Below are 16,268 nucleotides of genomic sequence, written 5' to 3' on the forward strand. Positions count from 1 at the left end.
GTTCGTGTTCCTCTTTCGGCGTACTTAGAAATAACCTTGCTTCTTGCGCTGCTCCATCGCGGCTTCGGAGACCTGATCGTCCATCCGCGTCGCGCCCCGCTCCGTGATTTCCGTCACGGCCGTTTCGGCGATGATCTTCTCGAGATCGTCCGCATCGCTTTCCACCGGGCACGTGCAGCTGATGTCGCCCACCGTGCGGAAACGCACCACAGCCGTTTCGCTGACCTCGCCTTCGCGCATCGGCGTAAGCGGCGTGACCGGCACGAGCAGCCCATTGCGGCGCACGATCTCGCGGCGGTGCGCGTAGTAAATGGACGGCAGTTCGAGCTTTTCCCGCGCGATGTATTGCCACACGTCGAGCTCGGTCCAGTTCGAAATCGGGAACACACGCAGATGTTCGCCGTTATGCAGACGCGCGTTGTACAGGCTCCACAGTTCGGGGCGCTGCGCTTTCGGATCCCATTGGCCGAACTCGTCGCGGAACGAGAAAATGCGTTCTTTCGCGCGGGCTTTTTCTTCGTCGCGGCGCGCGCCGCCGATCAGCGCCGTAAAGCCGTGCTGTTCGATGGTTTCGAGCAGCGTCACCGCCTGCGCTGCATTGCGCGAATCCGTTTCGCGACGCAGACGCACCGTGCCGCGCTTGATCGAATCTTCAACGTGGCCGACCACCAGTTCGGCGCCGATCTCTTTCGCGCGACGGTCGCGGAAGTCGATCACTTCGTCGTAGTTGTGACCCGTGTCGATATGCACGAGCGGGAACGGCAGCACGGTCTTGCGATTCGCGCCGATGCCGAACGCCTTCATGGCAAGCGCGAGCACGACGACCGAATCCTTGCCGCCCGAAAACAGCAGCGCGGGCTTGCTGCATTCGGCGACCAGTTCGCGCAGGATGTGAATCGACTCGGCTTCGAGCCAATCGAGGTGATCCATCCGGTTCGCCGTATTGGCAAGCGGAGCGTTGACAGTGGAATCGAGCGTGGTGCTCATGTTTGGGTCCTTCGTTGATTCGCTTGTCGAGCGGTTGCTCGCGAAAGCTCAGAGATTCAGTTCGGTATGTGCGGCGCGAAGACGCAAAGGCAAGTCTTCAATCTTCTACCAACGCCGCACAACTCAGCCATGCGTCAAGCCGCAGCGTTCTCGCTGCGGTCCACCGCAATCGGCGTAATGGTCGTGATGTGCAGGCCGCATTCCTTCGTATCGCGCGACTCCCACCACCAGCGGCCCGCACGGCTGTCTTCGCCGGGGCGCACCGCACGCGTGCAGGGCTCGCAGCCAATGCTCGGATAACCGCGCGCGTGCAGCGGATTCACCGGCACGTCGAACGCCGTCAGGTAGTCCCACACTTCCGCTTCCGTCCAGTCCGTGAGCGGATTGAACTTCGCGATGTTGCGCGCGGCGTCGTGCTCTTCTTCGTGCAGTTCCGCACGCGTCACCGACTGCTCGCGACGCTGGCCCGTCACCCACGCGCTGACATCCGACAGCGCACGATTGAGCGGCTCCACCTTGCGGATTTCGCAGCAGCGCTTGCGCAGATCGACGCTTTCATAGAATGCATTCAGGCCATGCGAGGCGACATATTCGTCGACCGCGGCAGCCTGCGGGTGAAACTGCTTGATCTCGTAGCCATAGCGCTCTTTCACGCGATCGAGCATGCCAAGCGTTTCGGCATGCAGGCGGCCCGTGTTCAACGAAAAGATGCCGATCTTCACGTCGCGCGAGAGAATGGCGTGCGTGAGCAGCATGTCTTCGGCGGCGAGGCTGCTCGCGAGCTTGACGTTCGCGTGGCGCGCGGCGATCGAATCGAGCAGTGCGTTCAGGCGCTCGACCTTCGCGGCGAGCTCCGGCGTGAGCGACGGCGTCAAAGCGGCGCTCATGCGGAGACCTTTGCACAAGCAGACGACGCCGACAGCGGAGCGCGGCGGCGAAAGAGCGGCGACGGTTCGTCGAATGCGCCCTGGTACTGCACCGTGAAGTCGTCGAATGCCTTGATTGCGTCGGCGATGTCCTTGTCCTCGCGCACGGCAAAGGCATCGAAGCCGCAGCGGAACATCAGGCGCACCTGGTCGCGCAGCACGTCGCCGATTGCGCGCAGTTCGCCCTTGTAGCCATAGCGCTCGCGCAGCAAGCGGCCGATGCTGTAGCCGCGGCCGTCGCGAAACACCGGAAAGTCCACGGCAATCAGCGCGAGCTTGTCGAGGTCGCCCGCAATGTCAGCCGGTTCGCTGTCCGGCGCGAGCCACACGCCCAGTTCATCGGCGCCGCGCGAAGCGACGAGCGCGTCGCGCGCGGCTTGCCAGAGGGCGAGCGGCACCAGCACCTTGCCGGCCGGCAGTTCGTTCACGGCGGGCAGCGAGCCGTCTTCCGCCGGACGCACCAGCGTCCAGTCGTCGTTGACGATCGCGCGATTCTTGATGATAGAAGCCATCTGTTGTGTTTCCTTTGCGCGCTTACGCGTGAGCCGGTTGACGCGACGCGTACACGCGTTCCTTGAACGGGGCGATGCCGATGCGGTTATACGTGTCGATAAAACGCTCGCCTTCTTCGCGGTTTTCCACGAACGTGTCGATCACCTTCGTCATCACATCCGGCATTTCCTCCGCGGAGAACGACGGGCCGATCACGCGGCCAAGGCGCGCGCCGTCCGCGCCCGAGCCCTGCTCGCCGCCGAGCGTCACCTGATACCACTCCGAGCCGTCCTTATCGACACCCAGAATGCCGATGTTGCCGACGTGGTGATGACCGCACGCGTTGATGCAGCCGGAGATGTTCAGCGACACGTCGCCGAGGTCGTACACGTAGTCCAGATCGTTGAAGCGCTGCTGAATAGCGAGCGCAATCGGAATCGACTTCGCATTGGCGAGCGAGCAGAAATCGCCGCCCGGGCACGCAATGATGTCGGTCAGCAACCCGATGTTCGGCGTCGCAAAGCCTTGCGTCTTCGCCTTTTCCCACAGCGCGAACAGGTCGCACTTCTTCACGTTCGCGAGAATCAGGTTCTGTTCGTGCGACACGCGAATCTCGCCAAACGAGTACTCGTCGGCCCAATCCGCGACGGCTTCCATTTGCGCGTCCGTTGCGTCGCCGGGCGCGACAATGCCGTTCTTCAGCGACAGCGTGACCGCCGCGTAGCCCGACACCTTATGCGGACGCACGTTGCGCTCGACCCAGCGCGCGAACGCGCGGTTTTCCAGCAGATGCTTCTCGAACGAAGCGTCCGTGTCGGCGAGCTTCTCGTACACCGGCGGCTGGAAGTACTGCGACACGCGATCCAGCTCGGCTTGCGTGAGCGTCGAAGGGCCGTCCTTCAGGTGCTGCCATTCTTCTTCGACCTGCGCGGCGAACTTCTCCGGGGAAAGCGCCTTCACGAGAATCTTGATACGCGCCTTGTACATGTTGTCGCGGCGGCCGTAGCGGTTGTACACACGCAGCACGGCTTCGCTGTAAGTCAGCAGGTGTTGCCACGGCAGATCGCGGCGAATCACCGCGCCGACGATCGGCGTGCGGCCCAGACCGCCACCCGCCAGAATGTCGACCACCAGTTCGCCCTGCGCGTTGCGCTTCACGTACACGCCCATGTCGTGAATCTGCACGGCGGCACGGTCTTCATGCGAACCGGACACGGCAATCTTGAACTTGCGCGGCAGCCACAGGAATTCAGGGTGGAACGTCGACCATTGACGCAGAATTTCCGCCCACGGCCGCGGATCGACGAATTCGTCGGGCGCGACGCCCGCGAACTGATCGGCGGTGATGTTGCGGATGCAATTGCCCGACGTCTGAATGGCATGCATCTGCACCGACGCGAGCTTGCGCAGAATCTCCGGCGTTTCCTCGAGCTTGATCCAGTTGTACTGGATGTTCGAGCGCGTGGAGAAATGGCCGTACCCGCGGTCGTGCTCGCGCGCGATGGTGGCGAGCATGCGCAACTGGTCGCTGCGCAGATTGCCGTAGGGAATCGCGATGCGGTGCATGTACGCATGGCGCTGGTAGTACAGGCCGTTCTGCAGACGCAGCGGACGGAACTCCTCTTCGCTCAATTCGCCCGACAAGCGGCGGCGAACCTGATCGGCGTATTGCGCGACCCGTTCATCGACGATGGTCTGGTCGTACTGATCGTATTGGTACATTCGGGGACCCCAATTTTTTGCGTTACCCACAGCGGTCCGGTTCCGCCGCGCTCTGAACGTCCGTGTTTGTCAGCCCATTCGAGTCAGGGTTTAGACCTATCTCTCATTTGCTTATAACAAATACAGATATCCATATTGAAAAAGATGGACAGATCGTAATAAACTCGCCTTATATTTCAAACGACTAAGAAATTCTTTTGATATGCGCAGAGGTTATATATGAACCTGCACCAGTTCCGCTTCGTCCGCGAGGCTGTGCGGCAGAACTTTAATCTGACGGAAGCGGCCAAGGCGCTGTATACAAGCCAGCCGGGCGTGTCGAAGGCCATCATCGAGCTCGAGGACGAGCTGGGCGTCGAAATCTTCACGCGGCACGGCAAGCGCGTGCGTTCGCTGACCGAACCGGGCCGGATCATTCTGCAGTCGGTCGAGCGGATCTTGCAGGAAGTGGAGAGCCTGAAGCGCGTCGGCAAGGACTACGCCGCGCAGGACCAGGGCAACCTCGTGATCGCCGCCACCCACACACAGGCGCGCTATTCGCTGCCGGCCGCCATCGCCGAATTCAAGAAGCGCTTTCCCAAGGTGCACCTTTCAATTCTGCAAGGCAGCCCGACGCAGGTTGCCGAGATGGTGCTGCACGACCAGGCCGACCTCGCCATCGCCACCGAGGCGATCTCCAACTATAAGGAACTGGTCTCGCTGCCGTGCTTTCAGTGGCATCACGTCGCGGTGATGCAGCCGGATCATCCGCTGCTCGATCGCAAGCTGCTCTCGCTGGACGACCTGACCCAGTATCCGCTGATCACTTACGACAACGCCTTCGCCGGCCGCAGCAAGATCAACGAGGCGTTCCGGCTGCGCGGGCTGCACCCGGACATCGTGCTGGAGGCGATCGACGCCGACGTGATCAAAACCTATGTTGAACTGGGCTTGGGCGTCGGCATCATGGCGGACATTGCGTTTAACGGTGAGCGCGACCGCCATTTGCGCGCGATGCCGGTCGGCCACCTGTTCGGCAGCAACGTGACGCGCGTCGCGCTCAAACAGGGCGCGTATCTGCGCAGCTATGTGTATACGCTGGTCGAGCTGCTCTCCCCGGGCCTGAACCGCAAGCTGATTGAGCAGGCACTCAAGGGCGAACACGAAACCTACGAACTTTGATTCACCGCTTACCACGCGCTTTGCATTTCCCGCTACGGAGACCCACACGATGACGTCGCATAAGAACAGACTTCGCGGCCTGGCCGCTCTCGGCGCGCTCTGGCTCGCCACCGCCGCGCACGCCGACATCAAGGTCGGCATCGACCTGTCGAGCACCGGCCCGGCGGCCGTGATCGGCATTACCAGCAAGAACGCGATGCTGATGTGGCCGGTCACCATCGCCGGCCAGAAAGCGGACTACATTTTCCTCGACGACGGCTCCGACCCGGGCGCCGCCGTGCGCAACATTCGCAAGCTGATCAACGAGGACCACGTCGACGTGATCGTCGGTCCGAACATCACGCCGGCCGCGATGGCCGCCCTCGACCCGGTCGCCGAAAGCCAGACGCCGATGATCACGCTGATCGGCTCGGCGAGCGTCGTGGAGCCGCAGGAAGGCAAGAAAGTCTGGGCCTACAAGATGGCGCAGACCGACAGCGCCATGGCCGACGTGATGACGCGCTACATGTCGAACCACAACGTGAAGACGGTGGGCTTCATCGGTTTCGCGGACGGCTACGGCGAAAGCTGGTTGAACGAGTTCAGCAAGTTCGCGGCGCTGCGCCACATCCAGCTGGTTGCGACCGAGCGCTATAACCGCACCGACACGAGCGTCACCGGGCAGATTCTCAAGCTGATGGCCGCGAAACCGGACGCGATCCTGATTGCAGGCGCGGGCACGCCGACGGTGCTGCCGCAACGCACGCTCATCGAGCGCGGCTATAAGGGGCCGATCTATCAGACGCACGGCATCGCGACGCCCGAGTTCATCAAGCTGGGCGGCAAGGATGTGGAGGGCACGCTGTTTCCGACTCAGCCTGTCGTCGTCGCGCGCACGCTGCCGGCCGATCATCCCGCGAAAAAGGCGGCGCTCGCGTTCACGAACGAGTACGAAGCGAAGTACGGTCCCGGCAGCGTGACGCAATTCGCGGGCGATGCGGCCGGCGTCTACCCGCGTCTGCAGGACGCCGTGACGCGCGCGCTGAAAACGGCGCAACCGGGCACGCCGGCTTTCCGCGTCGCATTGCGCAACGAACTCGAACACGCGCATGAACTGGTCGTGCCGAACGGCGTCGTCAATACGAGTGTGAAGGACCACGTCGGGCTGGATCAGCGCGCGAGCGTGATGGGCATCATCCGCAACGGCAAGTTCGTGTATCTCAGTCAGTAAGCTCGACGCGGCGACCGCCGTTGCGGCGGCGGTCTGTGCGAATTGCTAAAGTACTAGCTTTAACCGATCAGCAGTCCCACATCATGCGCACCACGCGAGCCATCCACGCCGTCGAGCGGCTGAAAACGCGCAGCGGCAATCCGCAGTTCGCTGCGATCAGCCTCTCCGGCGGCCTCTTTTATCTCGTCGACAAATCGGGCGGCACGGACAAGAAGGTGTCCGATCCGCTCGCGCTCGACGAGTTCGTCAAGTTCGTCGACGCGTACGGTCCGCAAAAGCCGCGCAAGGCGAGCAAGCTCGATGTGGCGTTCGAAGCGCAGATCAGAAAAAGCAAAGGAAGCTAGAACGCTTACGGCGCGATCTCGCGCCACTGGCCATTGGCCGCGCTGCTCGCGAGCACGGCGTCGATAAAGCGCAAGCCCGCCACGCCGTCCTCCACGGTGGTCAGCAACCGACTTTCGGCGGGCAGCGCGCGGCCCTCGTTGAGCGCCTCGATCTGCAGCGCGGCGTCCCGATACAACTGCGCGAACGCCTCCAGATAACCTTCCGGATGGCCCGCAGGCACACGCGTCGCGTGGGCGGCCGCGGCTCCGCTCACACGCGCGCGCGTCAAACGCTGCGCTGAGCCGCCAAGCGGCGTGAACCACAATTCGTTGGGCTCTTCCTGATCGAATGCGAGCCCCGCTTTCGTGCCGTACACGCGCAGACGCAACGCGTTTTCCGCGCCGCTCGCCACCTGGCTTGCCCACAGCATGCCGCGCGCGCCGTTCGCGTAGCGCAGCATGGCCTGCACGTGATCGTCGATGCGCCGGCCCGGCACGAAGGTGTGCAACTCGGCGGAAAGCGCGACAGGCGTCATGCCGGTGACGAAAGCGGCGAGATGGTAGGCATGCGTGCCGATATCGCCGAGACAGCCCGCCGGTCCCGCTAACGCCGGGTCGGTGCGCCAGCCCGCCTGCTTGTTCAGGCCGCCGGTTTCGACCGGTTCGGCGAGCCAGTCTTGCGCGTATTCGACCTGCACGACGCGGATCTGGCCGAGCTCGCCCGCTTCTACCATTTCGCGCGCGTGCCGCACGAGCGGATAGCCGGAATAGGTATGCGTGAGCGCGAAAAGCCGGTTTTTTTCGCGCGCGAGTGTCGCGAGCGCCTCCCCTTCCGCCAGCGAGATGGCGAGCGGCTTGTCGCACACCACATGGATGCCGGCTTCGAGAAACGCAGTCGCGACCGGCGCGTGCAGATGGTTCGGCGTGACGATCGCGACGGCGTCGATGCCGTCCTCGCGTGCCGCTTCCGCGCGCGCCATCTCGCGCCAGTCGTCATAGCTGCGCGCGATGCCCGCCTCGACGGCGCTCTCGCGCGCGCGTTGCGGGTCGGAAGACAACGCGCCCGCCACGAGTTCGAAACGACCGTCGAGGCGCGCGGCGATCCTGTGCACCGCGCCGATAAAGGCGCCCTGCCCGCCGCCCACCATGCCGAGCCTCAGTTGTCTGTAGGCCATCGCGTTTTCTCCTTCCACTGATGTTCGCGCTTCGCTTCAGATGCCGAGCAGGCGCTTCAGTTGCGCTGCATCGGCGCCGCTTTGCGCGAAGTCGTCGAATGCATGTTCGGCCACACGGATGATGTGCTCGCGAATGAACTGCGCGCCCTCGCGCGCGCCGTCGTGCGGATGCTTGAGCGCGCATTCCCATTCGAGCACCGCCCAGCCGGGAAAATCGTATTGCGCCATCTTCGAAAAAATCGCGCGAAAGTCGATCTGCCCATCGCCGAGCGAGCGGAAGCGCCCCGCGCGCTCCACCCAGCCGCTATAGCCGCCGTACACGCCCTGCCTGCCGTTCGGCCGAAACTCCGCGTCCTTCACATGAAACGCCTTGATGCGCTCGTGATAGATGTCGATGAACGCGAGATAGTCGAGCTGCTGCAACACGAAGTGGCTCGGGTCGTAAAGGATGTTCGCGCGCGGATGATCCTTCACAGCGGCGAGGAAACGCTCGAAGGTCACGCCGTCGTGCAGATCCTCGCCCGGATGCAGCTCGTAGCAGACGTTCACGCCGGCGGCGTCGAACGCGTCGAGAATCGGCGCCCAGCGGCGCGCGAGTTCGTCGAATGCGGCTTCGATCAAACCGGCCGGACGCTGCGGCCACGGGTACACATACGGCCACGCGAGCGCGCCGGAAAACGACACATGCGTGTCGAGCCCCAGACGCTGCGACGCTTTAGCCGCGTGCTTCATTTGCTCGACAGCCCACTGCGTGCGCGCCGCCGGATTGCCGCGCACGTGCGGCGCCGCGAAGCCGTCGAACAGGCTGTCATACGCGGGGTGGACGGCCACCAGTTGCCCTTGCAGATGCGTCGACAGCTCGGTGATCGTCACGCCCGCGTTGTCCACGGTTTCGCGCAGCTCGTCGCAATACGCCTGACTCGACGCGGCCTGCTCGATATCGATCAGGCGCGCATCGCACGGCACCTGAATGCCCTTGAAGCCGAGCCCCGCGGCCCAGTTGGCCAGATTGGCGAGATTGTCGAACGGCGCCTCGTCGCCCATGAACTGAGCGAGGAAAATCGCCGGGCCTTTGATGGTTCTCATCGTGTGGCTCCTTTAACGAGAGCGCGCGGTGCGACTCGTGCTCAGAACGGAGAGTCGGGGAAGTAGAAGTCCTTCGCGTTTTCCTTCGTGATCAGCACCGACGGAATGATTGTCGTCGCGGGCAATTTCTCGCCCTTCAGCCGCGCCTCGGCCGTGAGCTTGATCGCGTCGTAGATGAATTTCGGCGAGTACGACACGTCGGCCTTGATGAGCGGCGCGCCGTCCATCACGTTCTTGACCATGCCCTTCGAGCCCGCGCCGCCGAACACGATCTTGATGTCGTTGCGCCTCGCCTGGTCGATCGCTTTGAGCACGCCGACCGCCATGTCGTCGTCGGCAGCCCAGACGGCGTCGATGTGCTTGAAGCGCGTGAGGTAGTCCTGCATCACCTTGAACGCATCGTCGCGATTCCAGTTTGCGTACTTCGCGTCGAGAATCTTGATGTTCGGATAGCCCTTCAGCACACCGGTGAAAGCAGTCCAACGTTCGTTGTCGAGCGTGGTCGGAATGCCGCGCAGCGCGACGATGTCGCCCTTGCCGTCGAGCGCCTTCGCCAGATATTCGGCCGGAATTCGGCCGAACGCGGTGTTGTCGCCGGCCACATAGGCGTCCTGCGCGCTGGTGTCAGTGAGGCCGCGGTCCACCACCGTCACGTACACGCCTTTTTTCTTGACCTGCGCGACCGGCTGCGTCAAGGACGCCGATTCGAACGGGAAAATCACGAGCGCGTTGATCTTGTTCACGGTGACGAGATCCTGCAACTGGTTCGCCTGCTCCGGCGCGCCCGCTGCGGTCTTTACGATCACCTTGAGATCCGGATGCGCTTTCTCCAGATCCGCCTTTGCCTTGTTGGCCCACCAGACGATGCCGCCCGTAAAGCCGTGGTCGGCGGTTGGAATCGCGACGCCCAGCGTGACCTTGTCGTCGGCGCGCGCCGCGCCTGCGCTACCCAATATGCCCAACGCCAGCATGCCGGCGCCAATCGCTCGAATGACCTGCTTCATGGTTGCGTCTCCTATCTGCTGTTATGAGGCGCGCGGGCGCCCCTGCCGTTGTTTCACTGCGAATGGCTACCGACGTCCGCGTTGCACGAACGCGACGAAAATAATCACGACACCCTGCACTGCCGCATTCAGATACACGCTGATGATGCTGGTGAGATTCAGAATATTGGCAATCACGGAAAGCAGAATGGCGCCGATGACCGTGCCGATCACGCGTCCCTCGCCGCCCTTGAGCGCCGTGCCGCCCACCACCACCGAGGCAATCGCCTCCAGCTCCCACAGCAAACCCGTGGTCGGCGTCGCCGAGCCGAGACGCGGCACGTACAGCACGGTCGCCACGCCCACGCAAATGCCGAGCAGCACATAGGTGATGATCTTCACGGTATCCACGCGAATCGCCGCATAACGCGCAACCTGTTCGTTCGAGCCGATGGCCTGCACATGCCGGCCAAATGCCGTGCGATTGAGAATCAGCGCGCCGCCTGCCGCCGTCACGAGAAACACCCAGATCGGCACGGGCACGCCGAAGAGGCTCGCGTAATAGACCGGCCCATAAAGATCGGACAACGAATTATCGAGCGTCAGCGCGCCACCGTCGGCGAGCCATGTGAGCACCGCGCGAAAGATGCCAAGCGTACCGAGCGTGACGATAAACGGCTCGATGCGTCCCTTCGTGATAAGAAGACCATGCGCACAGCCGAACAATCCGCCCAGCACGAGCGCGAACACAATACCGAGGATCACGATCGCGAGCGGCGCGAACGTATGGCCGCCCACGCCCGCCGCGAGCCCGTTCATCAGCCAGATCATGCTGCCCGCGATCAACGCGGCCATCGAGCCGACAGAAAGATCGATGCCGCCCGAGATAATCACGAACGTCATGCCGACCGCGATGATGCCGATAAACGACGTGCGCGTGAGCACGTTCATCATATTGTCGAGCGTCGCGAAGTCGCGGTTCAGCAGCGTACCGACGACGCACAGCGCAATCAGACCCGCGAATGGCCCAAGCGCATACAGACGCTGCGCGAAGCGCAACGCGCGGCCGGATTGCACGGCTTCAGTGGGTGCCGGTCGCATGGGCGATCAACTCCTCTTCGGTCAGGTGTTCGAGCGTGAGCGTGGCTTGCAGACGTCCCGCGCGCATCACGGCGACGCGATGACACAAGCCGATCAGCTCGATCAGTTCGGATGAAATGACGATCACCGCGCGGCCTTGCGCGGCGAGGCGATGAATCAGGAAATAGATGTCGCGTTTGGCGCCGACATCCACGCCGCGTGTCGGTTCGTCGAGCACGATCACGTCGGGCTCGGGTTGCAGGAACTTGGCGAGCGCGAGCTTCTGCTGGTTGCCGCCCGAGAGCATGCGCGCGCGGCTCGCCAGGTCGCCGGTGCGAATACCGAATTCGCTGACGGCGCGCTTTAACGCCTCGCGGCCCGCTTTCAGATCGAGGAGCGGATGCGTATAGCGCTCCAGCGTCATCAGCGTGAGGTTGTCCTGCAGGTTCAGATTCACGTGCAGGCCCTTGCCTTTGCGATCCTCGCTGAGATACGTGAGGCCGTGGCGCATCGCGTCGCGCGGGTTGTTCAGCTCGACCGGGCGGCCCGCGATCTCGATGCGCCCAGCTGTGCGCTTGCGCAATCCGATGATCGCTTCGAACGCTTCCGTGCGGCCCGCGCCGACAAGCCCCGCGAAACCGAGCACTTCGCCGGCGCGCACGTCGAAGCTCAAACCGTCGACCCAGTCCGGCACCGTGAGCCCCTCCACCTTCAATGCAACGGGCGCGGTCGCGGGCACCGTGAGCTTGTCGGGGAACATATCCGAGACGTCGCGGCCGACCATCAGGTTCGCCATCTGTTGCCGCGCGAGCGCCGCGGTCTCATTGCGTGCGACGAAGCGGCCGTCGCGCATCACGATGACCTCGTCGGTGATGCGCTCCACTTCGTCGAGCTTGTGCGAGATGTAGACGATAGTGACGCCGTCGGCCTTCAGCTTTGCCATCAGCGTGAAGAGGCGCTCGGTCTCGGACGGCGTGAGTGTTGCCGTGGGCTCGTCCATGATGAGCAGACGCGCACGGCGCGATAGCGCTTTGGCGATCTCCACCATCTGCTTTTCGGCGACGATCAGCTCGCGCACCTTCGTATCCGGCGCCTTGTCGAGCCCGACCTGCGCAAGATAGCGCGCGGCTTCGGCGCGCATCGCGGCGTCGTCGACGAACCAGCCGCGCCGCTTCTCGTGGCCAAGATACATGTTCTGCGCAATCGTCAGATGCTCGGCGAGATTGAACTCCTGGTGAATCAGCACGATGCCTTGCGACTCCGCCTCGCGCGAGCCGTTGAAATGCTGCGCGCGGCCATCCACGAGCACGGTGCCCGAGGTCGCGGTTTCATAGCCGGCGAGGATTTTCATCAGCGTCGACTTGCCCGCGCCGTTCTCGCCGAGCAGACCGTAGATGCGCCCGGGCGCGAGTTCGAAGCTCACGCCGTGCAGCACGCGCACGGGGCCGAAGTCCTTGCGGATGTCGTCGAAGCGGATCGCGAGGCTCATGATTCAGGTGCTCCCGCGAATCACGAGCCGATGCGGCAGCAGCACGCCCGGCACGCTCGCGAGCGGATTCGCGAGCCGTTGCAACAGCAGGCGCGCGGCGGTTTCGCCGAGCTCGCGCATCGGCTGCGCGATGGTGGTGAGCGGCGGATCGACTTGCGACGCGATCGAGATGTCGTCGAAGCCGACCACGGCGACATCATCGGGCACGCGTTTGCCGATGCTGCGCAGGCCGTGCAGCACCCCGGTCGCGAGCGTGTCCGACACGGCGAAGATCGCGGTCGGCGTGGCGTTTTTCGGGTGCGGCGGCTCCATCAGCACGGCGGCGGCCGAGGCGCCCGCCTCGTAGTCGAGACTGTTGAGGTTCATGCGCCAACCTTCGAGCGGCGTGATGCCTGCCTCGGTCAGCGCGTCGAGATAGCCTTGCTGACGCTGCCGCGCGTACAGGTAGTCGATGTCGGAATTGATGAGCGCGATGCGCCGGTGACCGCGCGCGAGCAGATGCCGCACCGCGTCGCCGGCGGCCCGGTAGTTGTCGATGCCGACGTAGGGCACACCCATCGACGGCTCGAACTCGCAGCAGGCGACCCACGGCAGCGCGCTGGACGCTTCGCCGAGCGCCTGCTGGATCGTCGCCGGGTCCAGACAGATGGCGCCGTCCGCGCGGCGGCGGCGCAGCAGGTCGAAGTAGCTGCGCTCGCGGCCGGCGTCCGCGCCGGTGTCGCACAACAGCATGAAGTAGCCGTGCTGGCGCGCCACGCTGTCGATGCCGCGCACGATCTCCGCGTAAAACGGATTGCCGAAGTCGGGGACCATGGTCAGCAGCAGGCGGCTTTCCGCCGTGCGCAAGTTGCGCGCGAGTTCGTTGACGCGGTAGCCGCTTGCGTCGATGGCCGCCAGCACCTTGTCGCGCGTCGCGGGCCGGACATTCTCGTGGGCGTTCAGGACGCGCGACACCGTGGCGACCGAAACGCCGGCTTGCCGCGCGACGCCGGCAATCGACAGGCCTTCGGCGGCGGGCCGGGCAGGTCCGGCGGGCTCGGGCGAGCGCGGCTGGCGACGCGGTCCAGCCCGCAACTCCGGCTGGGGCTCGGGCTGCAGTTCGGAGTGCACTTCGGGCCGCACTTCGGGCCGCACGTCGGGCTCCGCTCGGCTCCCGGCCACCGCCGCAGGCTTCGTTTTTGACGTCGGTTTAGACACGCAATCGGCTTCCGCAAATGTAATCGATTACATTTTTTGGCGAAGACGCGCCGAACTGCAAGGCCGGATTGCTAGGGATAAACACGGGGGCAAGACTAACCGGAGCCGGCACGGCCAGGCGCCCGCCCAAGCCCGGAACCCGGGCGCCATTTGGTACAATCCCGCAGTTACCCTGCACCGGCGCGCCGCCGGCTCCCTGCCCGGCCCCCCGCGCAGCGGAAAAATCGCCACACTCGCCAAACCAGAACCGCAAATCCACCATGAACATCGAGCAAGCGCGTTTCAACATGATCGAACAGCAGATCCGCCCCTGGGAAGTGCTCGACCAGGACGTGCTGAATCTGCTGTCGATCGTCAAGCGTGAGAACTTCGTCCCCGCCGCGTACCGCGAGCTGGCTTTCGCCGACTTCGAAGTGCCGCTGCCGGCCGGCCAGCACATGCTGGCGCCGCGCGTCGAGGCGCGCGTGCTGCAGGAACTGGCGGTGAAGAAGCACGAAAGCGTGCTCGAAATCGGCGCCGGCTCGGGTTATATGGCGGCGTTGCTCGCGCATCGCGCGCAACATGTGCTGACGGTGGACATCGAACCGGAACTGGCGGAACTGGCCAAGACCAACCTGATCGCCAACGGCGTGCTGAACGTGGAAGTCGCCACCGGCGACGCCGCGCGCGGCTGGGCCGCCGCCGCACCGTATGACGTGATCTGCGTGTCGGGCGGCCTGCCCGTGCTGCCGCAGGACATTCTGGAGCATCTGAAAATCGGCGGCCGTCTGGCGGCGTTCGTCGGCACGGCGCCGGTCATGAAGGCGCAGATCATCACGCGCATCGACGAAAAGCAGTACCGCATTGCCGACGTGTTCGAAACGTATGTCGAGCCGCTCGTCAACGCCGTGCAGCCGCCGCGCTTCAAGTTCTGATCCGCCTGTTTTTCATGGACGGCGCGCGTCGCGCCGTGCTCCGAACGGAAGTCCCGCTGATGCAAAACCTCACCGCTCCCGCTCTCGCCGAATGGCTCGCCGACACGTCGCGCCCCGCTCCTGTGCTGCTCGACGTGCGCGAACCGTGGGAAATCCAGACCGCCGCCATGCCCGGCATCGTGTCGATTCCCATGCGTGAAATTCCCGCACGCAGCGAAGAACTGGACGACGACGCGCAGATCGTCTGCATCTGCCATCACGGCGCGCGCAGCGCCCAGGTCGCGATGTTCCTCGAGTCGCGCGGCCACGCGAACGTGTTCAATCTGCAAGGCGGCATCGACGCGTGGTCGCGTCAGGTCGATCCGTCGGTGCCGACGTACTGATTGTTCCGCCGCGCTGAAGCCGCGCCGGCGTGCGTTTTCTTGCGCCGAGCGGCGGCTTCTTCACCGGGTCGAAATAGCGCCCCAGCGACGCCGGGGCGCCCGTTCGAGCTTTACCCTCGCACGAACGCCAGAAGATCCGCGTTGAGCACGTCCGCATTCACCGTCAGCATGCCGTGCGAGAAGCCCGGATACGTCTTCAGCGTACCGTTCTTCAACAGCTTGATCGACTTGTGCGCGGAGTCCGCAATCGGCACGATCTGATCGTCTTCGCCGTGCAGCACGAGCGTCGGCACTGAAATCGCGCGCAGGTCTTCGGTCTGATCCGTTTCCGAGAAGGCTTTGATGCCGTCGTAATGCGCTTTCGCGCTGCCCATCATGCCCTGACGCCACCAGTTCTGGATCACGCCTTGGTGCACCGTCGCGCCGGGCCGGTTGAAGCCGTAGAACGGGCCCGCCGGAACGTCGACGAAAAACTGCGCGCGATTGTCGGCGAGCGCCTTGCGAAAGCCGTCGAAAACCTCGAGCGGCAGGCCTTCCGGATTCGCCTCGGTCTTGAGCATCAGCGGCGGCACGGCGCTCACCAGCACGGCCTTCGCGACACGGCCGGCGGGCTCGCCGTGCTTCGCCACGTAACGCGCCACCTCCCCGCCGCCCGTGGAATGGCCGATATGCACGGCATTGCGCAGATCGAGCGCTTCGGCCACCGCAAACGCATCCGCGGCGTAATGATCCATGTCGTGCCCGTCCGACACTTGCGACGAGCGGCCGTGGCCGCGCCGGTCATGCGCAATCACGCGATAGCCGTTCTGCACGAAGAAGAGCATCTGCGCATCCCAGTCGTCGGAAGACAAGGGCCAGCCGTGATGGAAGACGACAGGCTGCGCGTCCTTCGGGCCCCAGTCCTTGTAGAAAATCTCGACGTTGTCCTTCGTTGTGACGTACGGCATGGTCGTTTCTCCTGTTTCAGGTTGTCGGGCGATAGCCGGCTACATGATCCGGCGCCAATGTGACGAAAGCCAGCACGATTCGCGCTGACTGTCGGGCCAACTCCAATACGAACCGCGCGGTACACGGTGGAGGGAGAATACGGACGCGCCCCGCGTTATGGAAGAGCGGCGGTTGAGAACGATTGTTGCGCTT

16 protein-coding genes are annotated in these 16,268 nt (G+C 64.0%); 5 read left to right on the plus strand and 11 right to left on the minus strand.

The features are described from left to right. Positions 1-24 precede the first annotated feature (24 nt). The 4 genes from cysD to ACEN8U_RS27905 form a co-directional block, all read right to left on the minus strand. The gene (gene cysD / locus ACEN8U_RS27890) at positions 25-987 is read right to left on the minus strand and encodes a sulfate adenylyltransferase subunit CysD (protein ID WP_013587447.1); all 963 of its coding nucleotides are present in this window, start codon (positions 985-987) and stop codon (positions 25-27) included. A 134-nt stretch (positions 988-1,121) separates the two neighbouring features. Further along, positions 1,122-1,874, minus strand: a complete 753-nt coding sequence (locus tag ACEN8U_RS27895) for a phosphoadenylyl-sulfate reductase (RefSeq protein ID WP_310105779.1) — start codon at positions 1,872-1,874, stop codon at positions 1,122-1,124. Then, on the minus strand, positions 1,871-2,425 hold the full coding sequence (locus ACEN8U_RS27900) for a DUF934 domain-containing protein (protein ID WP_015001957.1): 555 nt from the start codon (positions 2,423-2,425) through the stop codon (positions 1,871-1,873). Before ACEN8U_RS27900 ends, ACEN8U_RS27895 begins: the two co-directional genes overlap by 4 nt. A gap of 22 nt (positions 2,426-2,447) precedes the next feature. Continuing rightward, positions 2,448-4,127 (minus strand): nitrite/sulfite reductase, encoded by a 1,680-nt coding sequence (locus ACEN8U_RS27905; protein WP_015001956.1) that lies wholly within the window; start codon positions 4,125-4,127, stop codon positions 2,448-2,450. Between the two features lie 219 nt (positions 4,128-4,346). Here ACEN8U_RS27905 and ACEN8U_RS27910 point away from each other — a divergent pair, with 219 nt between their 5' ends. The 3 genes from ACEN8U_RS27910 (at position 4,347) to ACEN8U_RS27920 (ending at position 6,842) form a co-directional block, all read left to right on the plus strand. Beyond that, positions 4,347-5,288, plus strand: coding sequence for a CysB family HTH-type transcriptional regulator (locus tag ACEN8U_RS27910; RefSeq protein ID WP_015001955.1), 942 nt, complete (start codon positions 4,347-4,349; stop codon positions 5,286-5,288). Positions 5,289-5,337: 49 nt separating this feature from the next. Next, positions 5,338-6,498, plus strand: a complete 1,161-nt coding sequence (locus ACEN8U_RS27915; RefSeq protein WP_310105777.1) for an ABC transporter substrate-binding protein — start codon at positions 5,338-5,340, stop codon at positions 6,496-6,498. Between the two features lie 83 nt (positions 6,499-6,581). Next, positions 6,582-6,842, plus strand: coding sequence for a hypothetical protein (locus ACEN8U_RS27920; protein WP_013587441.1), 261 nt, complete (start codon positions 6,582-6,584; stop codon positions 6,840-6,842). Between the two features lie 5 nt (positions 6,843-6,847). On the opposite strand, the gene ACEN8U_RS27925 is transcribed toward ACEN8U_RS27920, so the two are convergent. The 6 genes from ACEN8U_RS27925 to ACEN8U_RS27950 form a co-directional block, all read right to left on the minus strand. After that, a complete protein-coding gene (locus tag ACEN8U_RS27925) occupies positions 6,848-7,996 on the minus strand; it encodes a Gfo/Idh/MocA family oxidoreductase (protein WP_310105775.1) in 1,149 nt (382 codons plus the stop codon). A gap of 36 nt (positions 7,997-8,032) precedes the next feature. Further along, positions 8,033-9,082 (minus strand): sugar phosphate isomerase/epimerase family protein, encoded by a 1,050-nt coding sequence (locus tag ACEN8U_RS27930; protein WP_310105773.1) that lies wholly within the window; start codon positions 9,080-9,082, stop codon positions 8,033-8,035. Between the two features lie 41 nt (positions 9,083-9,123). Then, a complete protein-coding gene (locus tag ACEN8U_RS27935; protein WP_015001951.1) occupies positions 9,124-10,086 on the minus strand; it encodes a substrate-binding domain-containing protein in 963 nt (320 codons plus the stop codon). Between the two features lie 66 nt (positions 10,087-10,152). Continuing rightward, positions 10,153-11,166, minus strand: coding sequence for an ABC transporter permease (locus ACEN8U_RS27940; protein ID WP_013587437.1), 1,014 nt, complete (start codon positions 11,164-11,166; stop codon positions 10,153-10,155). Further along, a complete protein-coding gene (locus ACEN8U_RS27945) occupies positions 11,147-12,634 on the minus strand; it encodes a sugar ABC transporter ATP-binding protein (protein WP_310105771.1) in 1,488 nt (495 codons plus the stop codon). The genes ACEN8U_RS27940 and ACEN8U_RS27945 overlap by 20 nt, the downstream gene beginning before the upstream one ends. A 3-nt stretch (positions 12,635-12,637) precedes the next feature. Next, the gene (locus ACEN8U_RS27950) at positions 12,638-13,708 is read right to left on the minus strand and encodes a LacI family DNA-binding transcriptional regulator (protein ID WP_310106365.1); all 1,071 of its coding nucleotides are present in this window, start codon (positions 13,706-13,708) and stop codon (positions 12,638-12,640) included. Positions 13,709-14,091: 383 nt separating this feature from the next. Between ACEN8U_RS27950 and ACEN8U_RS27955 the strand changes: the two genes are divergently transcribed. Both ACEN8U_RS27955 and ACEN8U_RS27960 read left to right on the plus strand, forming a co-directional pair. Further along, positions 14,092-14,745, plus strand: a complete 654-nt coding sequence (locus ACEN8U_RS27955) for a protein-L-isoaspartate O-methyltransferase family protein (protein ID WP_013587434.1) — start codon at positions 14,092-14,094, stop codon at positions 14,743-14,745. A gap of 59 nt (positions 14,746-14,804) precedes the next feature. Then, complete coding sequence (locus ACEN8U_RS27960; RefSeq protein ID WP_006048574.1) at positions 14,805-15,128, plus strand: rhodanese-like domain-containing protein; 324 nt, start codon at positions 14,805-14,807, stop codon at positions 15,126-15,128. Between the two features lie 110 nt (positions 15,129-15,238). Here the strand turns inward: ACEN8U_RS27960 and ACEN8U_RS27965 are convergent, their stop codons facing one another. Next, entirely contained in the window at positions 15,239-16,075 is an 837-nt protein-coding gene (locus tag ACEN8U_RS27965; protein WP_015001946.1) for an alpha/beta fold hydrolase, read from the minus strand. Positions 16,076-16,268 lie beyond the last annotated feature (193 nt).

Source organism: Paraburkholderia phenoliruptrix, from assembly GCF_047325075.1.
In the GTDB taxonomy this organism is placed as follows: Bacteria; Pseudomonadota; Gammaproteobacteria; order Burkholderiales; family Burkholderiaceae; genus Paraburkholderia; species Paraburkholderia phenoliruptrix.

Coding starts and splice junctions, on each gene's coding strand:
- cysD (WP_013587447.1), bottom strand. CDS start 987: ATGAGCACCACGCTCGATTCCACTGTCAACGCTCCGCTTGCCAATACG.
- ACEN8U_RS27895 (WP_310105779.1), bottom strand. CDS start 1,874: ATGAGCGCCGCTTTGACGCCGTCGCTCACGCCGGAGCTCGCCGCGAAG.
- ACEN8U_RS27900 (WP_015001957.1), bottom strand. CDS start 2,425: ATGGCTTCTATCATCAAGAATCGCGCGATCGTCAACGACGACTGGACG.
- ACEN8U_RS27905 (WP_015001956.1), bottom strand. CDS start 4,127: ATGTACCAATACGATCAGTACGACCAGACCATCGTCGATGAACGGGTC.
- ACEN8U_RS27910 (WP_015001955.1), top strand. CDS start 4,347: ATGAACCTGCACCAGTTCCGCTTCGTCCGCGAGGCTGTGCGGCAGAAC.
- ACEN8U_RS27915 (WP_310105777.1), top strand. CDS start 5,338: ATGACGTCGCATAAGAACAGACTTCGCGGCCTGGCCGCTCTCGGCGCG.
- ACEN8U_RS27920 (WP_013587441.1), top strand. CDS start 6,582: ATGCGCACCACGCGAGCCATCCACGCCGTCGAGCGGCTGAAAACGCGC.
- ACEN8U_RS27925 (WP_310105775.1), bottom strand. CDS start 7,996: ATGGCCTACAGACAACTGAGGCTCGGCATGGTGGGCGGCGGGCAGGGC.
- ACEN8U_RS27930 (WP_310105773.1), bottom strand. CDS start 9,082: ATGAGAACCATCAAAGGCCCGGCGATTTTCCTCGCTCAGTTCATGGGC.
- ACEN8U_RS27935 (WP_015001951.1), bottom strand. CDS start 10,086: ATGAAGCAGGTCATTCGAGCGATTGGCGCCGGCATGCTGGCGTTGGGC.
- ACEN8U_RS27940 (WP_013587437.1), bottom strand. CDS start 11,166: ATGCGACCGGCACCCACTGAAGCCGTGCAATCCGGCCGCGCGTTGCGC.
- ACEN8U_RS27945 (WP_310105771.1), bottom strand. CDS start 12,634: ATGAGCCTCGCGATCCGCTTCGACGACATCCGCAAGGACTTCGGCCCC.
- ACEN8U_RS27955 (WP_013587434.1), top strand. CDS start 14,092: ATGAACATCGAGCAAGCGCGTTTCAACATGATCGAACAGCAGATCCGC.
- ACEN8U_RS27960 (WP_006048574.1), top strand. CDS start 14,805: ATGCAAAACCTCACCGCTCCCGCTCTCGCCGAATGGCTCGCCGACACG.
- ACEN8U_RS27965 (WP_015001946.1), bottom strand. CDS start 16,075: ATGCCGTACGTCACAACGAAGGACAACGTCGAGATTTTCTACAAGGAC.